This window comes from Halomonas sp. 3H, from assembly GCF_024206005.1.
Lineage (GTDB): Bacteria > Pseudomonadota > Gammaproteobacteria > Pseudomonadales > Halomonadaceae > Halomonas > Halomonas campaniensis.
This window is the reverse complement of the sequence record NZ_CP100360.1, coordinates 2,226,134-2,250,328: the sequence shown is the minus strand read 5'-3', so window position 1 is coordinate 2,250,328 and position 24,195 is coordinate 2,226,134. Positions and strand designations below refer to the sequence as shown.

The window sequence follows — 24,195 nt, the reverse complement described above, 5'->3', positions numbered from 1 at the left end:
TTGCTTGAACGTCAGACGTGAACGTCGTGTCTTGAGCAGGTTACTGGACGGCTGGGCCTCAGCCCTCGACCACGGCCAGGATGTCGGACTCGCTCATGATCAGGACTTCCTCGCCGTCGATCTTCTGCTTCTCGACGCCGAAACCATCCTTGAAGATCACGGTGTCACCGACCTTGACGTCCAGGGGGCGGACGTCGCCGTTCTCGAGAATCCGGCCGTTACCGACGGCGAGAACCTCGCCACGTGTCGGTTTTTCCTGGGCGTTGCCCGGAAGCACGATGCCGCCAGCGGTTTTCTGTTCTTCCTCAACGCGACGGATGACGACGCGATCGTGCAAGGGACGGATGTTCATTGCTCACGTTCTCCTGATGGTTTGTCAGGCCGGGGCAGGCTGCCACGGCAGTTTCATCATCGCCTCGCAGCGTGGCTGCGAGGTGGAGGCGACTGGCGCCTTCCTTGTCGATGGTGCAGGACGCCTGTCCCGCACCGAAGCCTGTTGCTGTCCGATAAGTGGGGCCCGCACCGGGGCTTTCAAGGGGCCGTGGAAAAATTTTTTCGCCCGGATGGCCCGGCTCAGCGACGTGGCTCGTCGCGGGAGATGAACTCTCCCTCGATCGGGCCATCGGGCTCGCCCTCACGGGCCGAGGCGCCGCCCTGCGAATTGCCGGGCCGAGCGTCACCGGCGGCCTGCTGCCAGTCGGCATCGGCCCCGTGACGCGTGCCGTGCGCAAAGCCTCCACCGCGCACGTGGACGCCCTGGGCACGCACCCCGAGCCGGGCGAGCAGCTTGCCCAGCAGCCGCCTGGCGTCGGGGATCAGGCACAGGAAGCCCAGGGCATCGGAGACGAAGCCTGGCGCCATCAGCAGGGCGCCACCGAAGATCAGCGCCGCACCGGTGAGCAGTTCACCGGAGGGCACCTCGCCGCGCTCCAGACGCGCCCGGGCACGGGCGAAGGTGGCGGCGCCCTCGCGTCGGATCAGGTGCAGGCCGATGAACCCGGTGGCCAGCACCAGCAGCAGGGTGGTGAGCAGGCCGATGTGGCTGCCCACCGAGAACAGGATGACGAAATCGAGAAGGGCGAAGAGGGTAAAGGCAAGAAGAAAGGGCATGGGCACTCCGCGGGTGACAGTTCCGCTGGAGGTGGGGGCGGTGGCGCGGAAATCAAGCGTTGACGAGGGAGGTCGCCAGCCGATTGCATATGGAATATATTTCCAGCGGTGAAAAGTTGTTGTGCAGTGCACAAAATCTGCTACCGTTATTGTACGCTCCTGCATCGAGCGTCAATGCCTGTCCTGGCCCATGCGCCGGAGGCAGTCGCCCCCTAAACCCCCGGAGGACAGACGATGAAGCTCGACAATGCCGTGATCGCGATTACCGGCGGAGCCCGCGGCCTGGGCCTGGCCATGGCACAGCTGCTGGGCAGCCACGGCGCCCGGCTGGCGCTGCTGGACACCGACGCCGCGGCCCTGGACCAGGCCGTCTCCGCCCTTCACGAGGCGGGCATCGAGTCGCGCGCCTTCGTGACCAACGTGGCCGACGAGGCCTCGGTGAAGCAGGCCTTCGGCGATATCGCCGCCTCGCTGGGCCCGGTGAGCGGCCTGGTCAACAACGCCGGCATCCTGCGCGATGCCCTGCTGGTCAAGGCGAAGGAGGGGCGCGTCGAGAAGACCATGTCGCTGGCGCAGTGGCAGGCGGTGATCGACGTCAACCTGACCGGCGTCTTCCTGTGCGGCCGCGAGGCGGCCAGTCAGATGATCGAGGCGGGCAACGAGGGGGTGATCGTCAATATCTCCAGCATCTCTCGTGCCGGCAACATGGGGCAGAGCAACTATGCCGCGGCCAAGGCTGCCGTGGTGGCCCTGACCACCACCTGGGCAAAGGAGCTGGCACGCTACGGCATTCGGGTGGGGGCAGTGGCGCCGGGCTTCATCGAGACCGACATGACCGCCTCGATGCGCCAGGACATGCTCGACAAGCTGACCTCCGGCGTGCCCCTGCGTCGCCTGGGGCAGCCCGAGGACATCGCCCAGAGCGTCGCCTTCATCATGCAGAACGCCTATTTCACCGGGCGGGTGATCGAGTGCGACGGCGGCCTGCGGCTGTGAACGGGCTCCGGCGGCCGGTGGCGTCAGCCACCGACCGCCGAGGCCTCTCTCCTCGGATCCTCTGGTTCAGAAGGTCACCTGATCCTGAAGGTTGGCCACCGTCCCTTCGCCGATGCCGCTGACCCGCGTGAGGTCGTCGGCATTCTCGAAGGGGCCGTTGGCTTCGCGATCCTCGATGATCGCCGTGGCCTTGGCGGGCCCGATGCCTGGCAGTTCGGCGAGCAGTTCAGCGTCCGCGGTATTGACGTCGATCGGTGCGACCTCCTGGGCCGTGGCGGCCAGCGGGGAGAGCATCAGCATCAGCGCGAAAAGCGTTGCGGCGAGGGTTCCCTGCAGGGTTGTTTTCATGGGGTAGTTCTCCTGTGACGACTCACTCCTGGTGCACCGGTGTGGTGCCCCCTTCAAGCTAGTGCGCCTCGCTCCCGGGCAGTGTCGGCCCCAGTGGTCATTGCGCGTCATCCCGAGCCTACTTCAGCCCCTGGCGGTTGACGCCGGCACTCCGAGTCGAAACCCTGCGGCTGGTGTCGGCTCAGGCCGACATCGCCCGTGGTGTAACGCTGATATACTGCCGTCATCTTCGTGACTTGCCAGGAGACCGGCCCGTGCCTACCGCTTCCCCCCTGATCATTGCCCTCGACTACGCCTCGCTGGATGCCGCGCTGTGCATGGCCGACCAGCTCGACCCGGCCCGCTGCCGGCTCAAGGTGGGCAAGGAGCTGTTCACCCGCAGCGGGCCCGACGTGCTCGAGGCCCTGCACGGGCGCGGCTTCGAAGTGTTCCTCGACCTCAAGTTCCACGACATTCCCAACACCGTGGCGGGGGCGGTGCAGGCGGCGGCCGAGCAGGGTGCATGGATGGTCAATGTCCATGCCGGCGGCGGGCGCCGCATGATGGAGGCGGCGCGCGAGCGCCTCGCCAAGCACGGGCTGTCGACCCGGCTGATCGCGGTGACCGTGCTGACCAGCCTGGAGGCAGAGGACCTGGCCGAGGTGGGGGTCTCGGCGACACCGGCCGAGCAGGTGGAGCGCCTGGCCAGCCTGGCGCGGGACAGCGGCATGGACGGGGTGGTCTGCTCGGCCCAGGAGGCGGCACGCCTGCGAGCGCTGTGCGGGACCGACTTTCTCAAGGTGACCCCGGGCATCCGCCCGAGCTTCGCGGCGGCCGGCGACCAGCGGCGCATCATGGCGCCTCGGGATGCCATGGCAGCGGGCAGCACCCACCTGGTGGTGGGGCGTCCGGTGACCCAGGCCGAGGACCCCATGGCGGCGCTGGCGGCCATCGAGGCGGAGCTGGCCTGAGGCGGGGCTACTCCCCCTCGATGCCGGTGATTGGCTTGGTAGTGCCCCAGCTGCGGCAGCGCGGGCACTGCCAGTGGAGCTGTTCGCCGGCAAAGCCGCAGCGCCGGCAGCGGTGCCTCGGCAGGGCTTTCAGCAGGGTGCGGGTGTGCTGCTGGAGCAGCTCGAGGCGCTCGAGTGATTCGCCCTCGTCATCCTGCCGGTAGAGGTCCATCAGGTAGTCCAGCGCCCCCAGGCTCGATTCGCGGGCGAGCTGCTCCCTGACCAGCGCGATGGCGGCGGCGGGGCCCTCGCGCTGTCGAAGGGTCTCGGCCAGCAGGATGATCACGCTGGTGTAGGGGGTACGTTCGAGCAGCTGCCGCAGGTGGTGGATCAACCCCTCCTCGTCGTCGAGCAGGCGGTAGGCATGGGCCAGGGGGTCGAGCAGGGTTGGGGTGAAAGCCGGGTCCTGGTCCGGGATGCGTGACAGCAGGCGGATCTCCTGGCGGTAGTGGCCGGTATCGTGCTCCAGCCCGGCCAGCAGCAGGTTGGCGCGCACGCAGCGCGGGTCGGTGTTCAAGGCCTGGCGCAGGTGCTTGCGCGCCAGGCCCGGGCTCGCCTCGAAGCGCTCCTGTTCCGCCAACTGGCAGAGCCAGTGGGCAGCAGCACGCCGCATCTCCTCGCTGTGGCGCACCAGCTGGGGCTGGGCGACGCTCAGGGCCTGCTGCCACTCCCCCTCGCGCTCCAGCAGGTCGACCAGAAGACGTTTGGCCTCCAGGCGGAGCTCGTCGTCCTGGGTGTCGCGTACCAGGGTCTGCAGCAGGCGTTCGGCGCGGTCGAGCAGGCCGAGCTTGAGGAAGTCGCGGGAGAGCTCCAGCTGGACCCGATCGCCCTGGGTCCCGCTGAGGGTGGGGCGCGCCAGCAGGTTCTGGTGGATCTTCACCGCCCGGTCGGCCTCGCCCCGCGCGCGGAACAGGTTGCCGAGGGTGATGTGGGTGTCGATGGTCTCGCTGTTGACCTCGAGGGCGGCCACGAAGGTCTCGATGGCGCGGTCCTGCTGGTCGTTGAGCAGGTAGTTCAGGCCAACGAAGTAGTCCCGCGCCAGCCCGGAGGAGGGGGCGGGATCCTCGGCCTTCCTGCGTTCGCGGCGGCCGAGCCACCAGCCGATGGCGACCGCTGCCAACAACAGGGTCAGCAGCAGGACGTCGGGCATTCTAGGGGAGTTCCTTCAGCTCCTGGACACGCAGGCGGTCGAGCTCCTTGCGCTGCTGCTGGTTGTGGCGCTGGGCGCGAGTCAGCAGGGTGCGCAGGCGCAGATAGACGCCGCTCATGGCCAGCATGCCCATCAGCACGCCGACGGCCAGCGAGGCCAGCAGCCAGACCGAGAGCGAGGCGGCAGGCAGCTCGATCCAGATCAGGTTGAGCGGCAGGGCCTGCTGGTTATTGACGGCAAACAGGATGCCGACCAGCAGGACCGCCAGCAGGATGATGGCCAGGATCAGGCCTTTGAGCCAACGCATGCGCTTGTCCCCTGTGGTGAATGTCGTTGTGGCATTGAGAGGTGCTCAGTAACCGAGGGCGCGGCTGGCGTCCACCTGTTCGCGCAGCTCCTTGCCGGGCTTGAAGTGTGGCACGAACTTGCCCTCGAGGGCGACAGGTTCGCCGGTCTTGGGGTTGCGGCCCACGCGGGGTTCCCGGTAGTGCAGCGAGAAGCTGCCGAAGCCGCGGATCTCGACCCGTCCCCCTTCCGAGAGGGTGTCGGTGATGTCATCGAGGATCAGCCTGACGGCCGCTTCGACTTCCTTGATCGACAGCTCCGGCTGTCGCATTGCGATCTGCTCGATCAACTCGGACTTGGTCATCGACGTTCTCCGTATGCGGCTCGCAACCGGGAAGTACCACCCCGCGTTGTTGTTTTCTCAAAGCATACTGTGCAAGTCGTGATAAAACAACGAGCTACGACCATAGGCAGAGAGACGGTCGATTCCGGGCGCCGCAGGCTGCCGCGGCAGGGGGGCTCGGGTATACTGGTGCCACATCCATCCGCACTGTCGAGGTCGACGTTGAACGAGCCATCCACCACCGAAGCCGCCCAGCGCAAGCGTCTCTACTGGCACTCCCGGCGCGGGATGTGGGAGCTGGACCTGCTGCTGGTGCCCTTCCTCGAGCAGCGCTACGACACGCTGGACGAGGCCGACCAGGCGGCCTTCCGGGAGCTGATCGACGAGGAGGACCAGGACCTCTTCGTGTGGCTGATGCGTCGGGAATGGCCGGAAGCGCCGGCCCGCCGCCGCATCGTCCAGCTGATCATCGAGCATGCCGAAAGTGCCGATAGCGTTGGGCATCGTCCCGTCTAGACTCGCGCTGTGGGTTCATGGGCTGCTGGCGGCGGCAGTGGTCGCCCCGGTCGTCCTCCATGCGCCGGCGGGCATCGCGGTCCTCGTGACCCTGGTGCTCGCCGGCGTTGTCGTGTGGGTCGCCCGCAGGCGGCCGCGGGGCGAGCTCCGGGGCGTGCCCCGGCCTGGCGGCGGGCTGCGCTGGAGCTGGCGGAGTGCCGCGTCGGGCGGCGGCTGGCAGGAGGTGACCCTGCGCTGCGACTACCTGGGGCCCTGGTTGATCGGCCTGCGCCTCGACGGCCGCCGGCTCTGGCTATGGCCCGATAGCGGCGATGCCGCCTCCCTGCGGGGCCTGCGACGGGTGCTGGTCGCCCTGGCCTGAGCGGCCCGACCGGGCCGCGCGTCGGCGGTGCCTTTCGCGAAGGCGGTTCTCGCTGGCCGGGGCTATGGCGTTGCCAGGTCCACCAGGTGAATCCGTGATGGCTGCGGTGCGGGATCGCCATGGACGGGGCAGTCGGGGTTGTAGTGCAGGCCGCGGGATTCCCGGCGCGCCTGTGCGCTGGCCACGGTGAGCCGCGCCAGGCGCAGGGCGTGCCACAGGCTGGCGAGCTCGACGTCGGGGGGGCTCGCGGCGACCAGGGGCGCCAGACGACGCTGCTGGTCGGCGAGCGCCTCGGCGGCCTCGGCCAGGCCGGCATCGTGGCGGACGATGGCCACTCGGGCACTCATCCACTGGCGCATCGCCTCGCGCTGTTCGCCGACCAGGCCGGGCGGCAGCGGCCGGCCGCCGGCCGCCAGGGGGCGCAGGGCAGCGGTGGCCGGGGCCGCCGGCCGGGCCAGCGCCCGGGCGCAGCTGCGGGCGAAGACCAGGCACTCCAGCAGCGAGTTGCTGGCCATGCGGTTGGCACCGTGCAGGCCCGTGCAGGCCACCTCGCCGACGGCGTGCAGTCCTGGCACGCGAGTGGCGCCGTCCAGGCCGGTGGCCACCCCGCCGCAGCTGTAGTGTGCCGCCGGGACCACCGGGATCGGCACCCGGGTGATATCCAGTCCGCGTCCGGCGCAGTGGGCGTGAATGGTGGGGAAGTGATGGCGGATCTCGGCCTCGCCCAGGTGGCGGATGTCGAGCAGCACGTGGTCGCTGCCGGTGCGCTGCATCTCGGCGTCGATGGCGCGGGCGACGATGTCCCGGGGGGCCAGCTCGGCGCGGGGGTCCAGGGCCGGCATGAAGCGGTGGCCATGGATGTTGAGCAGCTGCCCGCCCTCGCCGCGCACCGCCTCGCTGATCAGGAAGGGAGGGCCCTCGGGATCATAGAGGCAGGTGGGGTGGAACTGCTGGAACTCCAGGTTCATCAGCTCGGCGCCCAGCTCGGCCGCCATCATCATGCCCTCGCCGCTGGCCGGCTGGGGGCTGGTGGTGTGGCGGTAGAGCCCGCTGGCGCCGCCGGTGGCGAGCACGGTATCGGCGGCGAGCAGCTCGTGGAGGCGGCCCTGCTCGTCCAGGCAGAGTGCCCCACGGCAGGCCCCGCCGACGTCGCCGATCAGGCCGATGGCGGTCAGTTCGGTGTGCAGGGTGATCGACGGATGGTCGGCCACGTGTTGCTTGAGGGTCTCCATCACCGCCCGCCCCGTGGCGTCGGCGGCATGGATGATGCGCCGCGCGCCGTGGCCTCCCTCGCGGGTCAGGTGGTAGGGATAGCCCGCCCCGGGGCTGGTGTCCGGGGTGAAGGGCACCCCCAGGGAGAGCAGCCACTCGATGGCGGCGGGGCCCTGCTCCACGGTGAAGCGCACCGCACGCTCGTCGCACAGGCCGTCGCCGGCCACCAGGGTATCGGCCACGTGGGCCTCGACGTCGTCCTGGGGGGAGAGCACGGCGGCGATGCCGCCCTGTGCCCAGCGGCTGGCGCCCGAATCGTCGCTGGCCGGCCGCAGCAGGGTGACCCGGCGCCGGTCGGCGATCTCCAGGGCCAGCACAAGCCCGGCGACGCCGCCGCCGATGATCAGCACATCATGGTTGCCGTGGGTCATCTTGCGCTCCTCTGTCGTTCAGGGCGGACTCCCGTCGTGCCCAGCGGCGCCCCGAGGCGCGTCGCAGGCGGCTGCTGGGCAGGCGGTTCAGGCCGCCCAGGCGGGTCACGAGGTCATCGGTCAGGCGGGCCAGTTCGCGGTTCAGCCACAGGTAGCCGCTGGGGCTGAACAGCACGCGACCCTCGTCGCTGCGTGCGCTGGAGGCCAGCTCGGCATGGCGCTGGAGGTCGAAGGGGTTTATCTCGACCTCGATGGGCTGCCCGGTCCGGACCTGGAAGGCCAGGGTGCCGAGCTCCCGGGCGAGCCGGTGCTGCTCCTCGCGCAGGCCGGTCATGGCTTCGATGCGGTCATGGCCCGCCCGGGTCGTCCAGTGGGTCTCGAGCAGCAGCTCGATGGTCGAGAGCATGCGGCGCTGCAGGGAGATGATGTCATCCAGCTCGTCCCGGCGCAGTCGTCGCTCGCGATGGATCGCATCGACCAGGCCGCGCTGCTTGACCAGCGAGGCGCTGGTGGCCTTGAGCAGGGCGCGGGTGTCGACGTCCAGCGAGGCGGCGGCGGTGGTATGGGCGTGGAAGAGGCGCGCCATGCGGTCGAGGTTCTCGGCCAGCATGAAGCGCATCATGTCGGTGGCCTTCTGGGGCAGCACCAGCACGGTCACGATGATGCCCACCAGGGTGCCCAGCAGCACATCGAAGGCTCGCCACAGGCCGATGCCCAGGTCATGGCTGCCGTCGCCGACCACCAGCAACAGGCTGATGGCGAACATCAGGCCGCTGTAGCCGTGGCGGCTGCCGAAGGTCAGCCAGGTGGCGATGCCGATGGCGGCGAGGCTGCCGGCCGGAACCAGCAGGGGCAGGCCCGGGGGCAGCAGGATCAGCACGAGGCCCGACCCCGCGCCGAGCAGGGTGCCGAGCAGCCGCTGGCGCCCCTTGTCGAGCACGCCGCCGATATGCGGCAGGTTGCCCATCACCATGACGGTGCTGACCAGCGCCCAGCTGGAGTGGGGAATCTCGAAGATGCGGATGATGACGAAGGTGATCGTCAGTGCCAGCAGCACGCGAACGACATGCAGCCTGCGCCGGAAACGGTAGGTGAAGAAGGGGTCGCGCAGGGGCGGCAGCTTCATGATCGGGTGCCCCGTCGATGCGCCGTGAGGCGGTCGGTCCAGGCGAAGCGTGGGGAGACTGGTGCCCGGAGCCGGGCTCGAACCGGCACGGTGTCGCCACCGAGGGATTTTAAGTCCCTTGCGTCTACCAATTTCGCCATCCGGGCGGCACGGTGTCGAGCAGGAAAGCGGGAAATGGAGGCTGGAGTCGGAATCGAACCGGCGTACACGGAGTTGCAGTCCGCTGCATAACCACTCTGCCATCCAGCCTCATCGAGTCGTGATGTCATCCCCGGGAGGGATGATGGAGCGGGAAACGAGATTCGAACTCGCGACCCCAACCTTGGCAAGGTTGTGCTCTACCACTGAGCTATTCCCGCCTGACTCGAGAGCGAATTATACGGATAAGTCGGTGACTGTCAAACGCTTTTGCATCCCGGCCTACATCGAGTCGCTGAGGTGCGGCCAGGCGGCACGCAGGTAGAGGAACATCGACCAGAGCGTCAGCACGGCGGCCACGTAGAGGGTGGCCACGGCCAGCGCGGCGATCGGCGTGCCAGGGGCGAAGGCCAGCAGCAGGAAGATCGCCACCATCTGCAGGGTGGTCTTGACCTTGCCGATCCAGGAGACCGCCACCTTGCCGCGCTTGCCCATCTCCGCCATCCACTCGCGCAGCGCCGAGATGACGATCTCGCGGCCGATGATCACCAGCGCCGGCAGGGTCAGCCAGATCGCCTCGTAGCGCTCGATCAGCAGTGCCAGGGCCACGGCGACCATCAGCTTGTCCGCCACCGGGTCGAGAAAGGCGCCGAAGGGGGTCGCCTGGTTCCAGCGGCGGGCCAGATAGCCATCCAGCCAGTCGGTGATCGACGCCAGGGCGAACAGCGCGGCGGCCAGGGGCATGCTCCAGGCGAAGGGCAGGTAGAAGAGCACCACCAGCAGTGGAATGAAGGCAATACGGGCCAGGGTGAGGAGATTCGGGATGTTCATCGCGTGACGCAGTCCTTGCCGGTCGGTGGGGTGGTGCCGGGGCGCCCGGACATTCTATCCGCCTTGGCGCTCGTCATCCATGCAGGGCGCGATGAATCGCCTCGGCGAGGGTGGCGCTGATGCCGGGGACGCGCGCCAGTTCCTCGCGGCTGGCCTGCTTCACTCCCTGCAGGCCGCCGAAGAAGCGCAGCAGCTCGCGCCGCCGCCGGGGGCCGACGCCGGGGATGCCCTCCAGGGTGGAGGTGCGCCTGGCCTTGTCGCGCCGGGTGCGGTGGCCGGTGATGGCGAAGCGGTGGGATTCGTCGCGGATATGCTGGACCAGGTGCAGGGCCGGGGAGGTGCCGTCCAGGTCGAGGGTGCGGTCCACGGTCTCAAGGAACAGCGTCTCGAGCCCCGCCTTGCGCGTGGTGCCCTTGGCGACCCCCAGCAGCCCGATGCCGCTGACCCCGAGCTCCTCGAACACCTCTCGGGCCAGGTTGAGCTGTCCCTTGCCGCCGTCGACGATCAACACGTCGGGGCGCTCGCCCTCGCCATCGGCCAGGCGCCGGAAGCGCCGGACCAGCGCCTGGCGCATGGCCGCGTAGTCGTCGCCGGCCGCCACCCCCTCGATGTTGAAGCGCCGATAGTCGGACTTGCGGGGGCCGTTCTCGTCGAACACCACGCAGGAGGCCACGGTGGCCTCGCCGTGGCTGTGGCTGATGTCGAAGCACTCCAGCCGGCGCGGCGTGGCCTCGAGCCCCAGGGCGTCGCGCAGTGCCTCGAAGCGCCGGGTGAGCTGCGCCTGGTTGGCCAGCTGGCCGGCCAGCTGCTGCTCGGCGTTGGTGCGCGCCAGTTCCCGCCACTGGGCGCGGTGGCCTCGGACCTGGTCGGTGAGGCGCACGCGCCGGCCGGCGCGCTCGCTGAGTGCCCGGCCGATCAGCGCGGCATCGGGCAGGGGGTGGCTGGTGATCACCTCCCGGGGGATCTCCCGGGCCTGGCCCAGGTAGTACTGGCTGACGAACTCGCCGAGCAGCGCTTCCGGCGCCAGGTCGAGCCCGTTGGCCGGCGTGTGGTGGCGGGCGCCCAGCAGCCGCCCCTGGCGGACGCTGAGCACCGAGATGCACAGCGTGCCCGGGCGGCTGGCCAGGGCGAAGACGTCGGCATCGCCGTCGCCGGTATCGACGAACTGGCGCTGCTGCAGCTGGCGCAGCTGCTGGATCTGGTCGCGCAGCCGGGCTGCCTCCTCGAAGGCGAGTTCGCGGCTGGCGGCCTCCATCGCCTCGGTCAGCTCGCTGGTCACCTGCTCGCTCCTGCCCTCCAGGCACTGCACGGCATGCTCGAGGTCGCGGCGGTAGTCCGCCTCGCCGATCAGGCCGACACAGGGGGCGCTGCAACGCTGGATCTGGTACTGCAGGCAGGGGCGGGTGCGGTGGGCGAAGACGCTGTCCTCGCAGTTGCGGATGCGGAAGATCTTCTGCATCAGCGACAGGCTCTCGCGCACCGCCAGGCTGCTGGGGTAGGGGCCCAGATAGCGGCCGTCGTCGCGGCGCTGCCGGGCGCGCTTGTACTCCAGCGCCGGGAAGGGATGGCGGTCGGTGACGAACACGAAGGGGTAGGACTTGTCGTCACGCAGCAGGATGTTGTAAGGCGGGCGCAGCTCCTTGATCAGGGTCTGTTCCAGCAGCAGCGCCTCGGTCTCGCTGTTGGTCACCGTGACCTGGATGTCGGCAATGCGGGCCACCAGGGCCTGGGTCTTGGTGTTGAGCGCGCCGCGAAAGTAGCTGGCCAGGCGTGCCTTCAGGCGGCGCGCCTTGCCGACGTAGAGGGTGTCGCCTCGGTCGTCCAGCATGCGGTAGACGCCGGGAGCCTCGCTGACGGCGCCCAGGAAGCGGCGGTGGTCGAAACTCATGGCGTGCGGGTCACTCGACGCTGGCAAAGCCTTCCACCAGCCCGTGCCGCAGCCCCAGGTGGGTCAGCTCCACGTCGGTATGCACGCCGAGCTTGTCGAAGATCCGGTAACGATAGGTGTTGACCGTCTTGGGGCTGAGGAACAGCCGGTCGGAGATGTCGGCGACCTTCTGGCAGTTGACGATCATCATGGCGACCTGCATCTCGCGCTGGGAGAGCTGGTCGAAGGGGTTGTCCGGGGCATCGATGCGCGACAGCACCAGCCGCTGAGCGATCTCCGGGCTGACGTAGCGCTGTCCCGCGAAGACGCCGCGGATGGCGGTGACCATCTCGTCGTGCTGGGAGCCCTTGCCGAGGAAGCCGTAGGCCCCGGCATCCAGCAGGCGCTGGGCGAAGGTCTCCTCGAGCCAGGCGGTCAGCACCAGCACGCGGGTGCCGGGCATGGTGCGGTGGATCTTGCGGGTGGCCTCCAGGCCGCCGATGCCGGGCATGCGGATGTCCATCAGCACCACGTCCGGCTCCAGGCGCCGGGTCTCGGCGATGGCGTCCTCGCCATTGGCGGCCTCGCCGACCACGCTGATATCCGCTTCGGCATTCAGCAGGTGGGCGATGCTGGTCCTTACCAGGTGATGGTCATCGGCTATCAGTACCCGGATCAAGGCAGCGGCTCCTGAACGTCTGGGGTGGTCGGATTGAGACTGGGGTGAGTTTCGGCTCTCATGTCAAAGAGTGGCACAACTCGGCATTGGCTGGAAAGTCTACTTGGGGATCGGGACGATCTTCCTGGCAGGGGGTTGACGATGCCAGGCGGGCTGCGTATCATTCCCCTCGTTCTCGCAAGGCGAGACAGCGTGGGGCCTTAGCTCAGCTGGGAGAGCGCAACACTGGCAGTGTTGAGGTCAGCGGTTCGATCCCGCTAGGCTCCACCAACAAGACATCTCGAATCAGCCGCTTGGCGCATCCGCCAGGCGGCTTTTTCGTGCGCGCTCGCCGGGGCGATGGCTGATCCGTGGACGAGTCCGGGCCCGCAACGCATCGGCCCCGCCGCGGCAGGGCCGGGCGGGGCCGATGAGCAAGGCGGTGTCAGCCGTGTGGGTCAGGCGCAGTCGGCGGCGCCTTCGCCGAACATGTCGAAGAGCAGCTCGCGGCCCAGGGGCGTGAGCACCAGCCGGTTGTGCTCGTTCCAGGAGGCGGCATCGCTGTTGACCAGCACCTTCTGGCAGGTCTGCCACTCGCTGGAGGCGCTGGAGAGGGTCGCCACGTCATTGCGGTCGAGGCCGCGATGGGGGATCGAGACGGTCTCGAGCACGTGGCCGTGATGGTAGAGCAGGGCCGCCATGCTCGAGAGACACTGGCGCAGGCTGCGCTGCATGCCGGCGGTAGGGGAGGTGTCGATCATCATGAGCCGCAATTCCTCTTACACGCTGGAGTGTATTGCGGTGCAGTATACCACCAAGGTCGAACGCAACGAAAGTCTAAGAGAGGGTGCCGAGGTCGACACCCCTCGAGAGGACGCCTCAGCCCTCGACGCGGCCCAGCAGCAGGAACTCGATCAGTGCCTTCTGGGCGTGCAGGCGGTTGCCGGCCTCCTGCCAGACCACGGCGCGGGGGTCGTCGAGCAGGGTCTCGCTGATCTCCTCGCCGCGGTGGGCGGGCAGGCAATGGAGGAAGAGGGCGTCGGGCCTGGCGCGGTCGAGCAGGGCCTCGGTGACCTGGAAGCCGGCGAAGTCGGCCTCGCGCCTGGCCTGCTCCTCCTCCTGGCCCATGGAGGCCCAGACGTCGGTGGTGACCAGGTCGGCGTCCACCACCGCCTCGGCCGGGTCGTGCAGCAGGGTGACCCGGTCGCCGGCGGCCGCCAGGATGTCCTGGCGCGGCTCGTAGCCCTTGGGGCAGCAGACGCGCAGCCGGAAGTCGAACTGGCGGGCGGCGTTGATCCAGGAGTGGCACATGTTGTTGCCGTCGCCGATCCACACCGCGGTGCGGTCCTTGACGCTGCCGCGCAGCTCGGTCCAGGTCATCACGTCGGCGAGCAGCTGGCAGGGGTGGTAGTCATCGGTCAGGGCGTTGATCACCGGGACCGTGCTGGCGGCGGCGAACGCTTCCAGCCCCTCGTGGGAGAAGGTGCGGATCATCACCGCGTCGACCATCTCCGAGAGCACCCGGGCGGTATCGCCGATCGGCTCGCCGCGGCCCAGCTGGGTGTCGCGGGAGGAGAGGAACAGCGCGTGGCCACCGAACTGGGCCATGGCGGTCTCGAAGGAGACGCGGGTGCGGGTCGAGGATTTCTCGAAGATCATCGCCAGGGTCCGGTTGGCGAAGGGGGTATAGGTCGGCCCGTGGGTCTTCAGGCCGTTCTTGATGGTGATGGCGCGCTGGATGAGGTAGCGCAGCTCTTCCGGACTGAGATCGAGCAGGGTCAGGAAATGGCGGGTGGCCATGGGGTCGCTCCACGGGAAAAACGACCATCCTAGCCAGCCGCCGGGGGATGCGCAACGCGCCCGGCATCAGTAGAATGGCTCCCATCCACAAGGCCGACCGGCGTACTCGGGTATTGCTCGTCGGTCCCGGTCCAACGAGAAAAGGAGACGTCATGAGCACCACCGTCGAGAACATCCAGCGCCAGATCAGCGAGAATCCCATCCTGATCTACATGAAGGGCACGCCGCAGCTGCCCCAGTGCGGCTTCTCCGCCCAGACCGTCCAGGCGCTGATGGCCTGCGGCGAGCGGTTCGCCTTCGTCAACGTGCTGGACAACCCGGACATCCGCGCCGAGCTGCCCAAGGTCGCCAATTGGCCCACCTTCCCCCAGCTGTGGGTAGAGGGCGAGTTGGTCGGCGGCTGCGATATCGTGGTCGAGATGCACCAGAGCGGCGAGCTCGAGAAGCTGATCAAGGAGACCGCGGCGAAGCACAAGGACGACGCCTGAGCGCCCTTCGGGTAGCGCCTAGCGCCCTTCGGGCAGCGCCCAGCTACAAGCGCCTAGCGCCCTGCTGCAAGGCAACGGGCAGCAAGCGTCGAGGCGAAAAACGAGAAACCCCGTCGGTGTTGAACTGACGGGGTTTCTTCGTTCACGCCTGGGATGGAGGGGGTATCATCCTGCTCGGCGCTCGGCGCTCGGCGCTCGGCGCTCGGCGCTCGGCGCTCGGCGCTCGGCGCTCGGCGCTCGGTGCTTACGGCTGCTCGTCCATCCCCTGCTCGCGCTGGGCCTGGGCCCAGCCGCCCAGTTCCTTGTAGCGGTTGACCATGGCGCAGAACAGCTCGGCGGTGCGCTCGGTGTCATAGCGCGCGGAGTGGGCCTCGCTGTTGTCGAACTCGATGCCGGCGGCGCGACACGCCCGGGCCAGCACCGTCTGGCCGTAGACCAGGCCCGCCAGGGAGGCGGTATCGAAGCTGGAGAAGGGGTGGAAGGGGTTGCGCTTGATGCCGCAGCGGGTGACCGCCGCGTTGAGGAAGCCGTGGTCGAAGGCCGAGTTGTGGCCGACCAGCACCGCTCGGGTGCAGCCGTGGGCCTTGATCGCCTTGCGCACCGGGCGGAAGATCTCGTTGAGCGCCTCCGACTCGCCGAGGGCCACCTGCTGGCGCAGCGGGTCGTCGAGTCGGATGCCGGTGAAGTCCAGCGCCGACTGCTCGACGTTGGCTCCCTCGAAGGGCCTGACATGGAAGGCATAGGTGGCCTCCGGCAGCAGGTTGCCCTCGGCGTCCATGGTCAGGGTCACCGCGGCGATCTCCAGTATCGCGTCGCGGGCGGCATCGAAGCCGCCGGTTTCCAGGTCTACCACCACCGGCAGGAAGCTGCGGAATCGCTGCGCCATCAGTTCGCGGGCGATCGCCTCGCTCATGCACCTCTCCTCGATCGGACTCCTGTGTCGACCACCTCCCGAAGGCGCGGCCTCGAATCCGCGCAAGTCTAGCAGCTTGGTTTCGGGACGTCCCGCGGCCGGTATTCGCTCGGCGTCTGCCGCGCTATACTTGCCCCCCTCAAGACGTTCATCACAAGGAGCCCCCGAATGTCCGATGTCAAGAAGGTCGTGCTCGCCTATTCCGGCGGCCTGGACACCTCCGTTATCGTCAAGTGGTTGCAGGAGACCTACAACTGCGAGGTCGTGACCTTCACCGCCGACATCGGCCAGGGCGAGGAGGTCGAGCCGGCCCGCGCCAAGGCCCAGGCCCTGGGCGTCAAGGAGATCTACATCGAGGATCTCCGCGAGGAGTTCGTGCGCGACTATGTCTACCCGATGTTCCGCGCCAATACCATCTACGAGGGCGAGTACCTGCTCGGCACCTCCATCGCGCGCCCGCTGATCGCCCGTCGCCTGATCGAGATCGCCAACCAGACCGGTGCCGACGCCATCTCCCACGGCGCCACCGGCAAGGGCAACGACCAGGTCCGCTTTGAGCTGGGTGCCTATGCCCTCAAGCCGGGCGTCAAGGTGATCGCCCCCTGGCGCGAGTGGGACCTCACCTCCCGCGAGAAGCTGATGGCCTATTGCGAGAAGCACGAGATCCCGGTCGACTTCTCCAAGAGCAAGAAGAAGTCGCCGTACTCCATGGACGCCAACCTGCTGCATATCTCCTATGAGGGCGGCCTCCTCGAGGACCCCTGGGCCGAGGCCGAGGAGGACATGTGGCGCTGGAGTGTCTCGCCCGAGGCCGCCCCGGATACGCCCACCTACGTGGAGCTGACCTATGAGAAGGGCGACATCGTGGCCATCGACGGCACGCCGATGCGGCCCCACGAGGTGCTCGAGACCCTCAACAAGCTGGGCGGCGACAACGGCATCGGCCGCCTCGACATCGTCGAGAATCGCTACGTCGGCATGAAGTCCCGGGGCTGCTACGAGACCCCCGGCGGGACCATCATGCTGCGCGCCCACCGCGCCATCGAGTCGATCACCCTGGACCGCGAGGAGGCCCACCTCAAGGACGAGCTGATGCCCAAGTACGCCGAGGTGATCTACAACGGCTACTGGTGGAGCCCGGAGCGCCGCATGCTGCAGGCGGCCATCGACGAGACCCAGAAGAACGTCTCCGGGGTGGTGCGCATGAAGCTCTACAAGGGCAACGCCACTGTGGCCGGCCGCAAGTCCGACCAGTCGCTGTTCGACGAGTCCATCGCCACCTTCGAGGACGATGCCGGCGCCTACGACCAGAAGGATGCCGAGGGCTTCATCAAGCTCAACGCTCTGCGCCTGCGCATCGCCGCCGGCAAGGGCCGCAAGCAGGACTGAGCGGCGCCTCGAACCGCGCTCCCGGACGCCGGCCCAGGCCGGCGTCCTGCCCCGAGCGCGATGACCCGGGAGAGACCCATGTTCAAGAAGCTGTTATCCGGCCTGTTCGGCGGCGGCGACGCCCGGCCCGGCAACGCCGCGGCCGCCGAGCCGGTCGAGTACAAGGGCTACCTGATCGTCTCGGAGCCCGCCGACCAGGGCGGCCAGTACCGCGTCAGCGGCTGGATCCGCAAGCCGGGGGCCAACGGAGAGGAGCAGGCGCACCGCTTCGAGCGCTCCGACATGGTGCCCGGTCGCGAGGCCTGTGACGAGCTGATGGTCAGCAAGGCCCAGCGCTTCATCGACGAGGTGGGCGACGACATGTTCGCACCGCGCTGAGCCGCTGCCCTTGCCCGTTCGCGACGGCGCCCCACGGGGCGCCGTCGTCGTTGCAGGGCGGGCCCTTCGCCCTTGGCCCAAGTGTCCCGTCCCGTGTCGCTGGTTACACTGGGATCCCATGACTCCCGCAAGCCGCCGACACGGAACCGCCATGCGCCTGCTCCACCGTGCCTCGTCCTGGCGAAGGCTCTTCGCCGATGACCTCCTGCCCGACCCCGGCCGCCTGCCGCCGCTGCTTGGCCCGCTGCGCGATGCCCTGATCGAGCTGGGCCCCGAGCCCGAGCTGGCCCGAGCCCACGCCTGGCAGCCGCGGCTGGCCGAGGCGCTGATCCGTCTCGACCTGCCGGCCTGGCGGATCAGCCAGCTGATCAGCGACCACAACGCGTGGCTCTACCGGCGGGCTATCCAGCTCTCGCTCAGCGAGATGCAGGGGCAGGGCTGGGGGACGCCGCCGGTGGCCTACTGCGTGCTGGTGCTGGGCTCGGGCGGTCGCCACGAGAGCCTGCTGGGGCCGGACCAGGACAATGCCATGGTCATCGCCGACTATCCCGACGCACGCCACACCGAGATCGACGGCTACTTCCAGGCGCTGGGCGAGCGCTTCACCGAGCGCCTGGACGAGGCGGGGATCCCGCTGTGCAGCGGTCACGTGATGGCGCGCTGGCCGATGTGGCGCAAGCGGCTCTCGGAGTGGGGCGAACAGCTGGCGATCTGGACCGCCGACCGACGGGTCAAGCGCGTGCAGCAGGCCAATATCCTGCTCGACTTCCATCCGGTCCATGGCGAGCCCGCGCTGGCCGAGGCCCTGGCCGACCGGGTCGCGCGCCTGATGCCCAGTGCCGGGCTCTTCCTCGACGAGATGGCCGCGCTGCTCGACGAACTGCCGGTGGCCCTGGATCGTTTCGGCCGACTGGCGGGTGACGACGAGGGGGCCCCCCATGATCGTGCCCTCAACCTCAAGCGCCAGGCCGTGCTGCCGCTGGTCAATGTCGTGCGGCTGCTCTCGCTGCGTCATGGCGTGGCCGCCAGCGATACCCGGGCGCGCTTGACCGACCTGGTGGTCAAGGAGGCCCTGCCGGCGGCCCACGCCCGGTCGCTGATCGCCGCGCTGGAGCGCCTGCAGGGCCTGCTGCTGGACGAGCAGTTGAGCGGCCTTCGGGAGGGGCGCCGCGCGGATGGCTGGGTGGATGTGTCCCGTCTGGGCGAGGACCAGCGGCTGCTGCTGCGCCACGACCTGCAGCAGATCCGGGCCCTGCAGAAGTGGGCGCGCCGCCTGTAGTCGCCACTGCACTCCGTGGAAATCGAGTGGTGGGCGGAATGCGACCTACGCCGGCGGCGCCTCCGGCAGCTCCATGGTCAGGCAGGCGCCGCCCAGGCGGGAGGCGTCCTCGACCCACAGCCGGCCGCCCAGATGGGCGACGATGCCGCGGCTGATCGGCAGCCCCAGGCCGCTGCCCCGCGGGCGGCCGCGGGTCTTCTCCGGGCTCTCGCCGGGACGCTGGATCTGGTGGAACTTCTCGAACACCCGCTCGCGCTCCTCCATGGCGATGCCGGGGCCGTTGTCCTCCACCGCCAGGCGATAGTGGTTCTTGTGGCGCGCCAGGCGCAGCAGCACCTTCGGCGCGTCGTGGTCGGCGAACTTTCCGGCATTGTCGAGCAAGTTGATGATCACCTGCTCGAGGCGGTCCGGGTCGCCCACCACCGGCGCCTCGTCGACGTCGATCTGCACCTCGAGGGCCACCCCGCGGTCCTCCTGCAGGCGGTGCACGGCGTCCACGCTGTGGCGCGCCAGGGCCACCAGGTCGAGGCGCTGGGGGTTGAGGGTCAGGCGGCCGCTCTCCAGGCGGGCCAGGTCGAGGATCTCCTCGATCAGTCGCGACAGCCGCTGGCTCTCGAGCACCACCACGTTGAGGAAGTGCACCCGCTTCTCGTCGGGCAGCTCCTGGCTGTCGCGCAGGATCTCGGCGAAGGCGCGGATCGAGGTCAGCGGCGTGCGCAGCTCGTGGCTGACCATCGCCACGAACTCGTCCTTGAGGCGGTCCAGCTCCCGCAGCCGCTCGTTGGCGGCGCGCAGCTCCTCGCTGGTGCGCGCCAGCTCCCGCGACTTCTGCTCCAGCCGACGGTTGACCTCCAGGGTCTCGGAGGTGGTGTCGAGGATGCTGAGGATCGCCTCCAGGTCGAGGGCCTCGCCGCGCACCACCGAGTTGATCAGCACCCGCGCGGAGGCGTTGCCCAGGGCCCCGGAGAGCGCCTGTTCGGCGCGGGCGATCAGCGCCGGCGGCGCCGGCAGGTCGTCGTTGTCGGGGTCGTCGGCGAAGCCCGCGAAGGCCCGGGCCGTGGCATTGGCCCCCAGGTAGCGGTCGAGCAGCGCGCGCAGCTCGCCGCGGGTGGTCTGGCCGTGCCACAGCGAGGTCTCCATCAGGCCGGGGTGCATGGCCTCGGTGAACAGCGCGGCCTGGGTCTGCTCCAGGGGCGTCTGGCGGGAGAACAGCGAGATGCCCACCAGCAGGCCGACGTTGGCCACCAGGCTCCACAGCAGGGCATGGGTGTAGATGTCCCAGCCCTCCAGGCCGAACAGCGCATAGGGGCGCAGCCAACCGATGCCCCAGGGCCCTTGCTCCAGGAAGCCGGCGTCCAGCCAGCCCGACTGGGCGAAGCCCGGTATCAGCAGCGTCCAGGCCCACACCAGGGTGCCGGCGATAAGCCCCACGGCGGCACCGCGACGGTGGGCGCCCCGCCAGTACATGCCGATCAGCATGGCCGGCGCGAACTGGCAGGCGGCGGCAAAGGAGACCAGGCCGATGGTCACCAGGCTGTAGGAGTCGCCGATCAGCGCATGGTAGAGGTACCCCATCAGCAGGATCAGCACGATGGCCACCCGGCGGATGCCCAGCAGCCAGCCGGCCAGCTCGCCCCGGGTGCTCAGGTGCAGGTGCCGGGAGCGCAGCAGCAGTGGCATCACCAGCTGGTTGCTGACCATGGTGGACAGCGCGATGGTCTCGACGATGACCATGCTGGTGGCCGCCGAGAGCCCGCCGATGAACACCAGCAGCGGCAGTCCCTCCAGGCCGGCCGAGAGCGGTAGCGTCAGCACGAAGCTGTCCGGGTCGGCGTCGCCGCCCAGCAGCAGCATGCCGGCCATGGCGATGGGGATCACGAAGAGGTTGATGGCCAGCAGGTAGAGCGGGAAGAGCCAGCTGGCCCGCTTCAGGTGGCGCTCGTCGACGTTCTCGACCACCAGCACCTGGAACTGGCGGGGCAGGGTGATGAAGGCCAGGAACGCCAGCACCAGCATGCCGACCCAGCCGCTGGCGCCGCCTGGCACGGCCTCCAGGCCCAGCGCGCCGACCAGGGCGGGGCTGTCCGCGACCCGAGCAAAGAGGTCGCCGGGCCCGTGGAACAGCACGAAGACGGTGAACACGCCGACGCTGAGGAAGGCCAGCAGCTTCACCAGCGACTCGAAGGCGATGGCCGCGACCATGCCCTCGTGGCGCTCGCTGGCGTCCAGGTGGCGGGTGCCGAAGAGGATGATGAAGACCGCCAGCACCAGCGCCACCCAGAACGACTTGTCGACCCAGAAGCTTTCGTCGGCGAGGCTCATCTCCGCGGCCTCGGGGTAGTTGACCAGCACCGCATGGCTGACGGTGATCGCCTTGAGCTGCAGCGCGATGTAGGGGGTGATGCCGATCAGTGCGATCACCGCCACCAGGGCGCCCAGGCTCGAGCTCTTGCCGTAGCGGGCGCTGATGAAGTCGGCGATGGAGGTGATGCGCTGGGCGCTGGCGATGCGCACCATCTTGCGGATCAGCAGCGGCGCCATCAGCATCGCCAGGGTCGGGCCCAGGTAGATGAGCAGGAAGCTGGGCCCGAACTGCGCGGCGCGGCCGACGCTGCCGTAGAAGGTCCAGGCGGTGCAGTAGACCGCGATGGAGAGGGCATAGACCGTGGGGGAGCCGATCAGCGAGCGCCCCTGCTCGGCGCGGCGATCGCCCCAGGCGGCGATCACGAACAGCAGCGCCAGGTAGCCGAAGGCCACCGAGAGGACCACGGCATCGGTTCTCATCGGCTCGTCTCGCGCATGGCTAGTCTCCCGACCGGTGTTCGAGCAGCCAGGCCGCCAGGGCGATCACCAGCACCCAGGCCAGGAACAGGTAGAGCGGCAGCCAGGAGAGGCCCGCCTCCGCCGGCCGGTCGAAGACCAGCATCAGCGGCGGCGCGAAGAGCAGCGTGGCGAGCACCGTCAGGGCGATCAGGCGCTCCTTGAGACGCGGTGTGTTCATGGCCGGGGGGCCGGCCGTTGGCGGCTCGGGGGCGTCATGAGGCGCAGGCATCCTCCTTGTCCAGGGCGCTGGTCTGCAGGGCCAGCGCCTGCTCCAGGGTCTCGATGCCCCGGGCCTCCAGGCGGGGCAGCAGCGCCAGCCACAGCTCGGCGGTGACCCTGGCGTCGCCCAGGGCGGTGTGCCGCGTACCGGGCGGGAAGCTCAGCCCGTAGCGGTCGGCCAGGCTGTCCAGGTCGTGGCCATCCAGGCTGGCATCCAGGGCCCGGGAGATCAGCAGGGTGTCGAGCACCGGCATGTCCAGGGCGACCCCGGCGCCGGGCGGCTGCAGGGCGAGCAGGTCGAAGGCGGCGTTGTGGGCCAGGATCACGGCGTCGCCCACGTAGTCGCGGAAGCGTGGCAGCACCACCGGCAGCGGCGGGGCACCGGCCACGTCGTCGTCGGTGATGCCGTGGATCGCCGTGCTGGCCGGCGGGATCGGGCGCCCGGGGTCGACACGCACGTCGAAGATGTCGCTGGCCAGCAGGCGGGCATTGACCACCCGGCAGGCGCCGACGCTGATCACGGTATCGCCGCGGCGCAGCTCCAGGCCGGTGGTCTCGGTATCGAAGGCGACCACCTCCAGCGAGCGCAGCGGGCGGGCGGCGAGCTCGGCATCGGGGGCCGGCAGGTCGGCGATGCCGAAGTCGTGGAACTCGGGCCGCGGCGGGGTCCGCGGGCGCGGGGCCCCGACCCGCTCGGTGGCCGGCAGCGGCAGGCGCAGACGGGCGTGCTCGCCGTCGGCATCGGCCAGGCTCCAGACGTCGCTGGCGTGCTGGCGCAGCACGTCGGCGACCCGCGGCGCCAGGGGCAGGTCCTCGAGGTGAACCTGCTGCCACTCGGCGAGCTGGCCTTCGCCCAGAGGGGCGCCTCGCCATACCAGGTCGAGGTAGACCCGCCGGTTACCCAGGCAGATCTCGCCTTCCAGCTCCTGGTCGCCGGCATGATCTCGCAGCTCCCCCAGCAGCGAGCCGAGCAGCACCAGCAGCGCCGTGGCATCGCCCTTGACCCAGGCCGGCATGCCGATGGGCACCACGCGGCAGGCCGCATCGCTACCGCGCTCGTTGAGCGCCTCCCAGAGATCGTTGGACCACAGCGGCACCAGCCGCTCGCCCTCGTGCTGCATGCGCTCCACCAGCTGGCCCAGCTGCTCGATGTCCTGCCCCAGCGACTGGCTCTCCTCGTCGATCACCGCCTCGAGGCGCTGGCGCATGTCGCCGGTGGCGCCCCCCAGTGAGGTGAGGGCGTCGGCGGCGCTGGCCAGGCTGGCGGTGTGGCGGCGCAGGCGCGGCAGGCTGTCGAGGAGCTCGGCGCGGGCGCCCATCTCGCTGGTCCAGGCGGCGGTGGTGTCGGTCAGGGTCAGCAGGGTCTCGCCGTTACTGCTCGGCACCCGCCGCAGCACCGCGCGCAGCCAGCGCTCGTCGCTGGGCACCAGCACCTCCCGGGGTGTGCCGTCGGCGGGGAGCTGGGCCAGGGCATCTTGCAGGCTGCTCGCCGGCAGCAGGGTCTCGAGCCGCTTGCCGAGTCCCAGGCCGTGATGCCCCTCGAAGAGCGCCTCGGCGGCCTGGTTGAAGAGCAGCACCCGGCGGTGGTGGTCGCAGAGCAGCAGGGGGGTGTCCAGCACCTGCAGCAGGGTCTCGAGCTCCTGGCGGATGCGCGCGGCGCTGCGCGCCCCCTCGGCGTGGGCGGTGGCCAGCCGGCCCCGGTCGGTGCGCCAGGCCTCGCGGACGCGCACCAGGTCGGGGCCGAGGCCCCGCAGCCAGCCCTCGGGGGGGTAGTCGTCCCGGGCATCGGGGTTGGCCACCAGGCGGGCCAGCTGCACCTGCAGGTGGCGCAGCGGGGTGAAGAGCTGGCGCTCTAGCAGCAGGCCGACCAGGAAGATGGTGCCGCCACCGGAGAAGCAGCCCAGCCAGAGCACCACCCTGGCCAGCCCCTCGGGATGGAACAGGCTGTCGAGCCACAGGGCGAAGGTCGCTCCCCCGAAGATGCTGACCCCGCTGAGCAGCAGCCAGAGGCCGATCAGCCGCTGACGGCGCGGCAGGCCGGACAGGCGTCTTGCCATCAGGAGACCTCGGCGAGCAGCGTCTTGACCTTGTCGACCAGGGCCTGGGTGGAGAAGGGCTTGGTGATGTAGTCGTCGGCGCCCAGCGCCATGCCCTTCTCGCGCTCCACTTCGCGGCCGTGGGCCGTGAGCATGATGATCGGCAACCTGGCGTGGTCGGGGTCGGCCCGCAGCCGCTCGAGCACGTCGAAGCCGCTGATCCCCGGCAGGCTGATGTCGAGCAGCACCAGGTCCGGCGCGCCCTCGGCGACACGCTCCAGGGCCGTCTCGCCATCCTCGGCGGTGACCACCTCGAAGCCGGCCTGCTGCATCAGAAACTCCAGCGACAGGACGATATTGGCCTCATCGTCCACCACCAGCACCTTGGCCATGGTGACCTCCTGTTATTCGTTGTTGAGGGTCAGTCTAGTGGGCGCCACGACCCCGGCAAAGGCGACCTTGGCAGGACACGGCGCGAGATGGGCGTGCTAGGGTGCGGGGTTCATGGA

26 protein-coding genes and 4 tRNA genes are annotated in these 24,195 nt (G+C 69.4%); 9 read left to right on the top strand and 21 right to left on the bottom strand.

Going from position 1 to position 24,195, the window contains the following annotated elements:
• Positions 1–58: 58 nt before the first annotated feature.
• Entirely contained in the window at positions 59–352 is a 294-nt protein-coding gene (locus NFC98_RS10460) for a co-chaperone GroES (RefSeq protein ID WP_183329351.1), read from the bottom strand.
• Positions 353–573: 221 nt separating this feature from the next.
• Positions 574–1,110 carry an FxsA family protein gene (locus tag NFC98_RS10455; RefSeq protein WP_254274927.1) on the bottom strand — a complete coding sequence of 179 codons (537 nt, stop codon included), beginning with the start codon at positions 1,108–1,110 and terminating at the stop codon, positions 574–576.
• A gap of 234 nt (positions 1,111–1,344) precedes the next feature.
• On the opposite strand from NFC98_RS10455, the gene NFC98_RS10450 reads away from it, so the two are divergent.
• Positions 1,345–2,106 (top strand): SDR family oxidoreductase, encoded by a 762-nt coding sequence (locus NFC98_RS10450; protein ID WP_254274926.1) that lies wholly within the window; start codon positions 1,345–1,347, stop codon positions 2,104–2,106.
• A gap of 66 nt (positions 2,107–2,172) precedes the next feature.
• Here NFC98_RS10450 and NFC98_RS10445 read toward each other — a convergent pair whose 3' ends face one another.
• Positions 2,173–2,454 (bottom strand): ComEA family DNA-binding protein, encoded by a 282-nt coding sequence (locus NFC98_RS10445; protein WP_254274925.1) that lies wholly within the window; start codon positions 2,452–2,454, stop codon positions 2,173–2,175.
• Between the two features lie 254 nt (positions 2,455–2,708).
• On the opposite strand from NFC98_RS10445, the gene pyrF reads away from it, so the two are divergent.
• Positions 2,709–3,404 (top strand): orotidine-5'-phosphate decarboxylase, encoded by a 696-nt coding sequence (pyrF, locus tag NFC98_RS10440; RefSeq protein WP_254274924.1) that lies wholly within the window; start codon positions 2,709–2,711, stop codon positions 3,402–3,404.
• 7 nt (positions 3,405–3,411) lie between these two features.
• On the opposite strand, the gene lapB is transcribed toward pyrF, so the two are convergent.
• Genes lapB through NFC98_RS10425 form a run of 3 tightly spaced genes read right to left on the bottom strand, consistent with a single transcriptional unit; the run spans position 3,412 to position 5,257 of the window.
• Positions 3,412–4,593 carry a lipopolysaccharide assembly protein LapB gene (gene lapB / locus NFC98_RS10435; RefSeq protein ID WP_254274923.1) on the bottom strand — a complete coding sequence of 394 codons (1,182 nt, stop codon included), beginning with the start codon at positions 4,591–4,593 and terminating at the stop codon, positions 3,412–3,414.
• Between the two features lies 1 nt (position 4,594).
• Entirely contained in the window at positions 4,595–4,900 is a 306-nt protein-coding gene (locus NFC98_RS10430) for a lipopolysaccharide assembly protein LapA domain-containing protein (RefSeq protein ID WP_183329345.1), read from the bottom strand.
• Positions 4,901–4,945: 45 nt separating this feature from the next.
• Positions 4,946–5,257, bottom strand: a complete 312-nt coding sequence (locus tag NFC98_RS10425; protein WP_302055109.1) for an integration host factor subunit beta — start codon at positions 5,255–5,257, stop codon at positions 4,946–4,948.
• A gap of 186 nt (positions 5,258–5,443) precedes the next feature.
• On the opposite strand from NFC98_RS10425, the gene NFC98_RS10420 reads away from it, so the two are divergent.
• Both NFC98_RS10420 and NFC98_RS10415 read left to right on the top strand, forming a co-directional pair.
• Entirely contained in the window at positions 5,444–5,737 is a 294-nt protein-coding gene (locus NFC98_RS10420; protein ID WP_183329343.1) for a succinate dehydrogenase assembly factor 2, read from the top strand.
• The gene (locus tag NFC98_RS10415) at positions 5,718–6,098 is read left to right on the top strand and encodes a protein YgfX (RefSeq protein WP_254274922.1); all 381 of its coding nucleotides are present in this window, start codon (positions 5,718–5,720) and stop codon (positions 6,096–6,098) included. The genes NFC98_RS10420 and NFC98_RS10415 overlap by 20 nt, the downstream gene beginning before the upstream one ends.
• Before the next feature lie 62 nt (positions 6,099–6,160).
• On the opposite strand, the gene nadB is transcribed toward NFC98_RS10415, so the two are convergent.
• The 8 genes from nadB to NFC98_RS10375 all read right to left on the bottom strand — a co-directional run bounded on the left by nadB (position 6,161) and on the right by NFC98_RS10375 (position 12,382).
• A complete protein-coding gene (gene nadB, locus NFC98_RS10410) occupies positions 6,161–7,741 on the bottom strand; it encodes an L-aspartate oxidase (protein WP_254274921.1) in 1,581 nt (526 codons plus the stop codon).
• Entirely contained in the window at positions 7,722–8,867 is a 1,146-nt protein-coding gene (locus tag NFC98_RS10405; protein ID WP_254274920.1) for an FUSC family protein, read from the bottom strand. The genes nadB and NFC98_RS10405 overlap by 20 nt, the downstream gene beginning before the upstream one ends.
• Positions 8,868–8,926: 59 nt before the next feature.
• Positions 8,927–9,013, bottom strand: a tRNA-Leu gene (locus NFC98_RS10400).
• 29 nt (positions 9,014–9,042) lie between these two features.
• Positions 9,043–9,116, bottom strand: a tRNA-Cys gene (locus NFC98_RS10395).
• A gap of 35 nt (positions 9,117–9,151) precedes the next feature.
• Positions 9,152–9,226 (bottom strand) — tRNA-Gly (locus NFC98_RS10390).
• 61 nt (positions 9,227–9,287) lie between these two features.
• A complete protein-coding gene (gene pgsA, locus NFC98_RS10385) occupies positions 9,288–9,836 on the bottom strand; it encodes a CDP-diacylglycerol--glycerol-3-phosphate 3-phosphatidyltransferase (RefSeq protein ID WP_183329340.1) in 549 nt (182 codons plus the stop codon).
• Between the two features lie 73 nt (positions 9,837–9,909).
• Positions 9,910–11,724: an excinuclease ABC subunit UvrC gene (gene uvrC / locus NFC98_RS10380; RefSeq protein ID WP_254274919.1), complete on the bottom strand. Its 1,815-nt coding sequence runs from the start codon at positions 11,722–11,724 to the stop codon at positions 9,910–9,912.
• Positions 11,725–11,734: 10 nt separating this feature from the next.
• Positions 11,735–12,382, bottom strand: coding sequence for a response regulator (locus NFC98_RS10375; RefSeq protein ID WP_254274918.1), 648 nt, complete (start codon positions 12,380–12,382; stop codon positions 11,735–11,737).
• 194 nt (positions 12,383–12,576) lie between these two features.
• Between NFC98_RS10375 and NFC98_RS10370 the strand changes: the two genes are divergently transcribed.
• Positions 12,577–12,652, top strand: a tRNA-Ala gene (locus tag NFC98_RS10370).
• Positions 12,653–12,819: 167 nt separating this feature from the next.
• Here NFC98_RS10370 and NFC98_RS10365 read toward each other — a convergent pair.
• Both NFC98_RS10365 and argF read right to left on the bottom strand, forming a co-directional pair.
• Positions 12,820–13,125: a hypothetical protein gene (locus NFC98_RS10365; protein WP_254274917.1), complete on the bottom strand. Its 306-nt coding sequence runs from the start codon at positions 13,123–13,125 to the stop codon at positions 12,820–12,822.
• A gap of 115 nt (positions 13,126–13,240) precedes the next feature.
• Entirely contained in the window at positions 13,241–14,161 is a 921-nt protein-coding gene (gene argF, locus NFC98_RS10360; RefSeq protein ID WP_254274916.1) for an ornithine carbamoyltransferase, read from the bottom strand.
• A 152-nt stretch (positions 14,162–14,313) separates the two neighbouring features.
• Between argF and NFC98_RS10355 the strand changes: the two genes are divergently transcribed.
• Complete coding sequence (locus NFC98_RS10355; protein ID WP_183329335.1) at positions 14,314–14,649, top strand: Grx4 family monothiol glutaredoxin; 336 nt, start codon at positions 14,314–14,316, stop codon at positions 14,647–14,649.
• Between the two features lie 244 nt (positions 14,650–14,893).
• Here NFC98_RS10355 and rnt read toward each other — a convergent pair whose 3' ends face one another.
• Positions 14,894–15,562, bottom strand: coding sequence for a ribonuclease T (rnt, locus tag NFC98_RS10350; RefSeq protein ID WP_183329334.1), 669 nt, complete (start codon positions 15,560–15,562; stop codon positions 14,894–14,896).
• Positions 15,563–15,730: 168 nt separating this feature from the next.
• On the opposite strand from rnt, the gene NFC98_RS10345 reads away from it, so the two are divergent.
• The 3 genes from NFC98_RS10345 to NFC98_RS10335 all read left to right on the top strand — a co-directional run bounded on the left by NFC98_RS10345 (position 15,731) and on the right by NFC98_RS10335 (position 18,608).
• Positions 15,731–16,951, top strand: coding sequence for an argininosuccinate synthase (locus NFC98_RS10345; protein ID WP_254274915.1), 1,221 nt, complete (start codon positions 15,731–15,733; stop codon positions 16,949–16,951).
• Between the two features lie 78 nt (positions 16,952–17,029).
• Positions 17,030–17,329: an HlyU family transcriptional regulator gene (locus NFC98_RS10340; protein WP_254274914.1), complete on the top strand. Its 300-nt coding sequence runs from the start codon at positions 17,030–17,032 to the stop codon at positions 17,327–17,329.
• A gap of 151 nt (positions 17,330–17,480) precedes the next feature.
• Entirely contained in the window at positions 17,481–18,608 is a 1,128-nt protein-coding gene (locus NFC98_RS10335) for a DUF294 nucleotidyltransferase-like domain-containing protein (RefSeq protein WP_254274913.1), read from the top strand.
• A gap of 45 nt (positions 18,609–18,653) precedes the next feature.
• Here NFC98_RS10335 and NFC98_RS10330 read toward each other — a convergent pair whose 3' ends face one another.
• From NFC98_RS10330 to NFC98_RS10315, 4 genes are read right to left on the bottom strand one after another with little or no spacing between them, the layout of a single operon-like run.
• Positions 18,654–21,392 (bottom strand): sensor histidine kinase, encoded by a 2,739-nt coding sequence (locus NFC98_RS10330; protein ID WP_254274912.1) that lies wholly within the window; start codon positions 21,390–21,392, stop codon positions 18,654–18,656.
• A gap of 19 nt (positions 21,393–21,411) precedes the next feature.
• Positions 21,412–21,609 (bottom strand): hypothetical protein, encoded by a 198-nt coding sequence (locus NFC98_RS10325; protein WP_183329329.1) that lies wholly within the window; start codon positions 21,607–21,609, stop codon positions 21,412–21,414.
• A 34-nt stretch (positions 21,610–21,643) separates the two neighbouring features.
• Positions 21,644–23,707 carry a 3'-5' exonuclease gene (locus NFC98_RS10320; protein WP_254274911.1) on the bottom strand — a complete coding sequence of 688 codons (2,064 nt, stop codon included), beginning with the start codon at positions 23,705–23,707 and terminating at the stop codon, positions 21,644–21,646.
• Complete coding sequence (locus NFC98_RS10315) at positions 23,707–24,078, bottom strand: response regulator transcription factor (RefSeq protein ID WP_254274910.1); 372 nt, start codon at positions 24,076–24,078, stop codon at positions 23,707–23,709. Before NFC98_RS10315 ends, NFC98_RS10320 begins: the two co-directional genes overlap by 1 nt.
• Between the last annotated feature and the right edge of the window lie 117 nt (positions 24,079–24,195).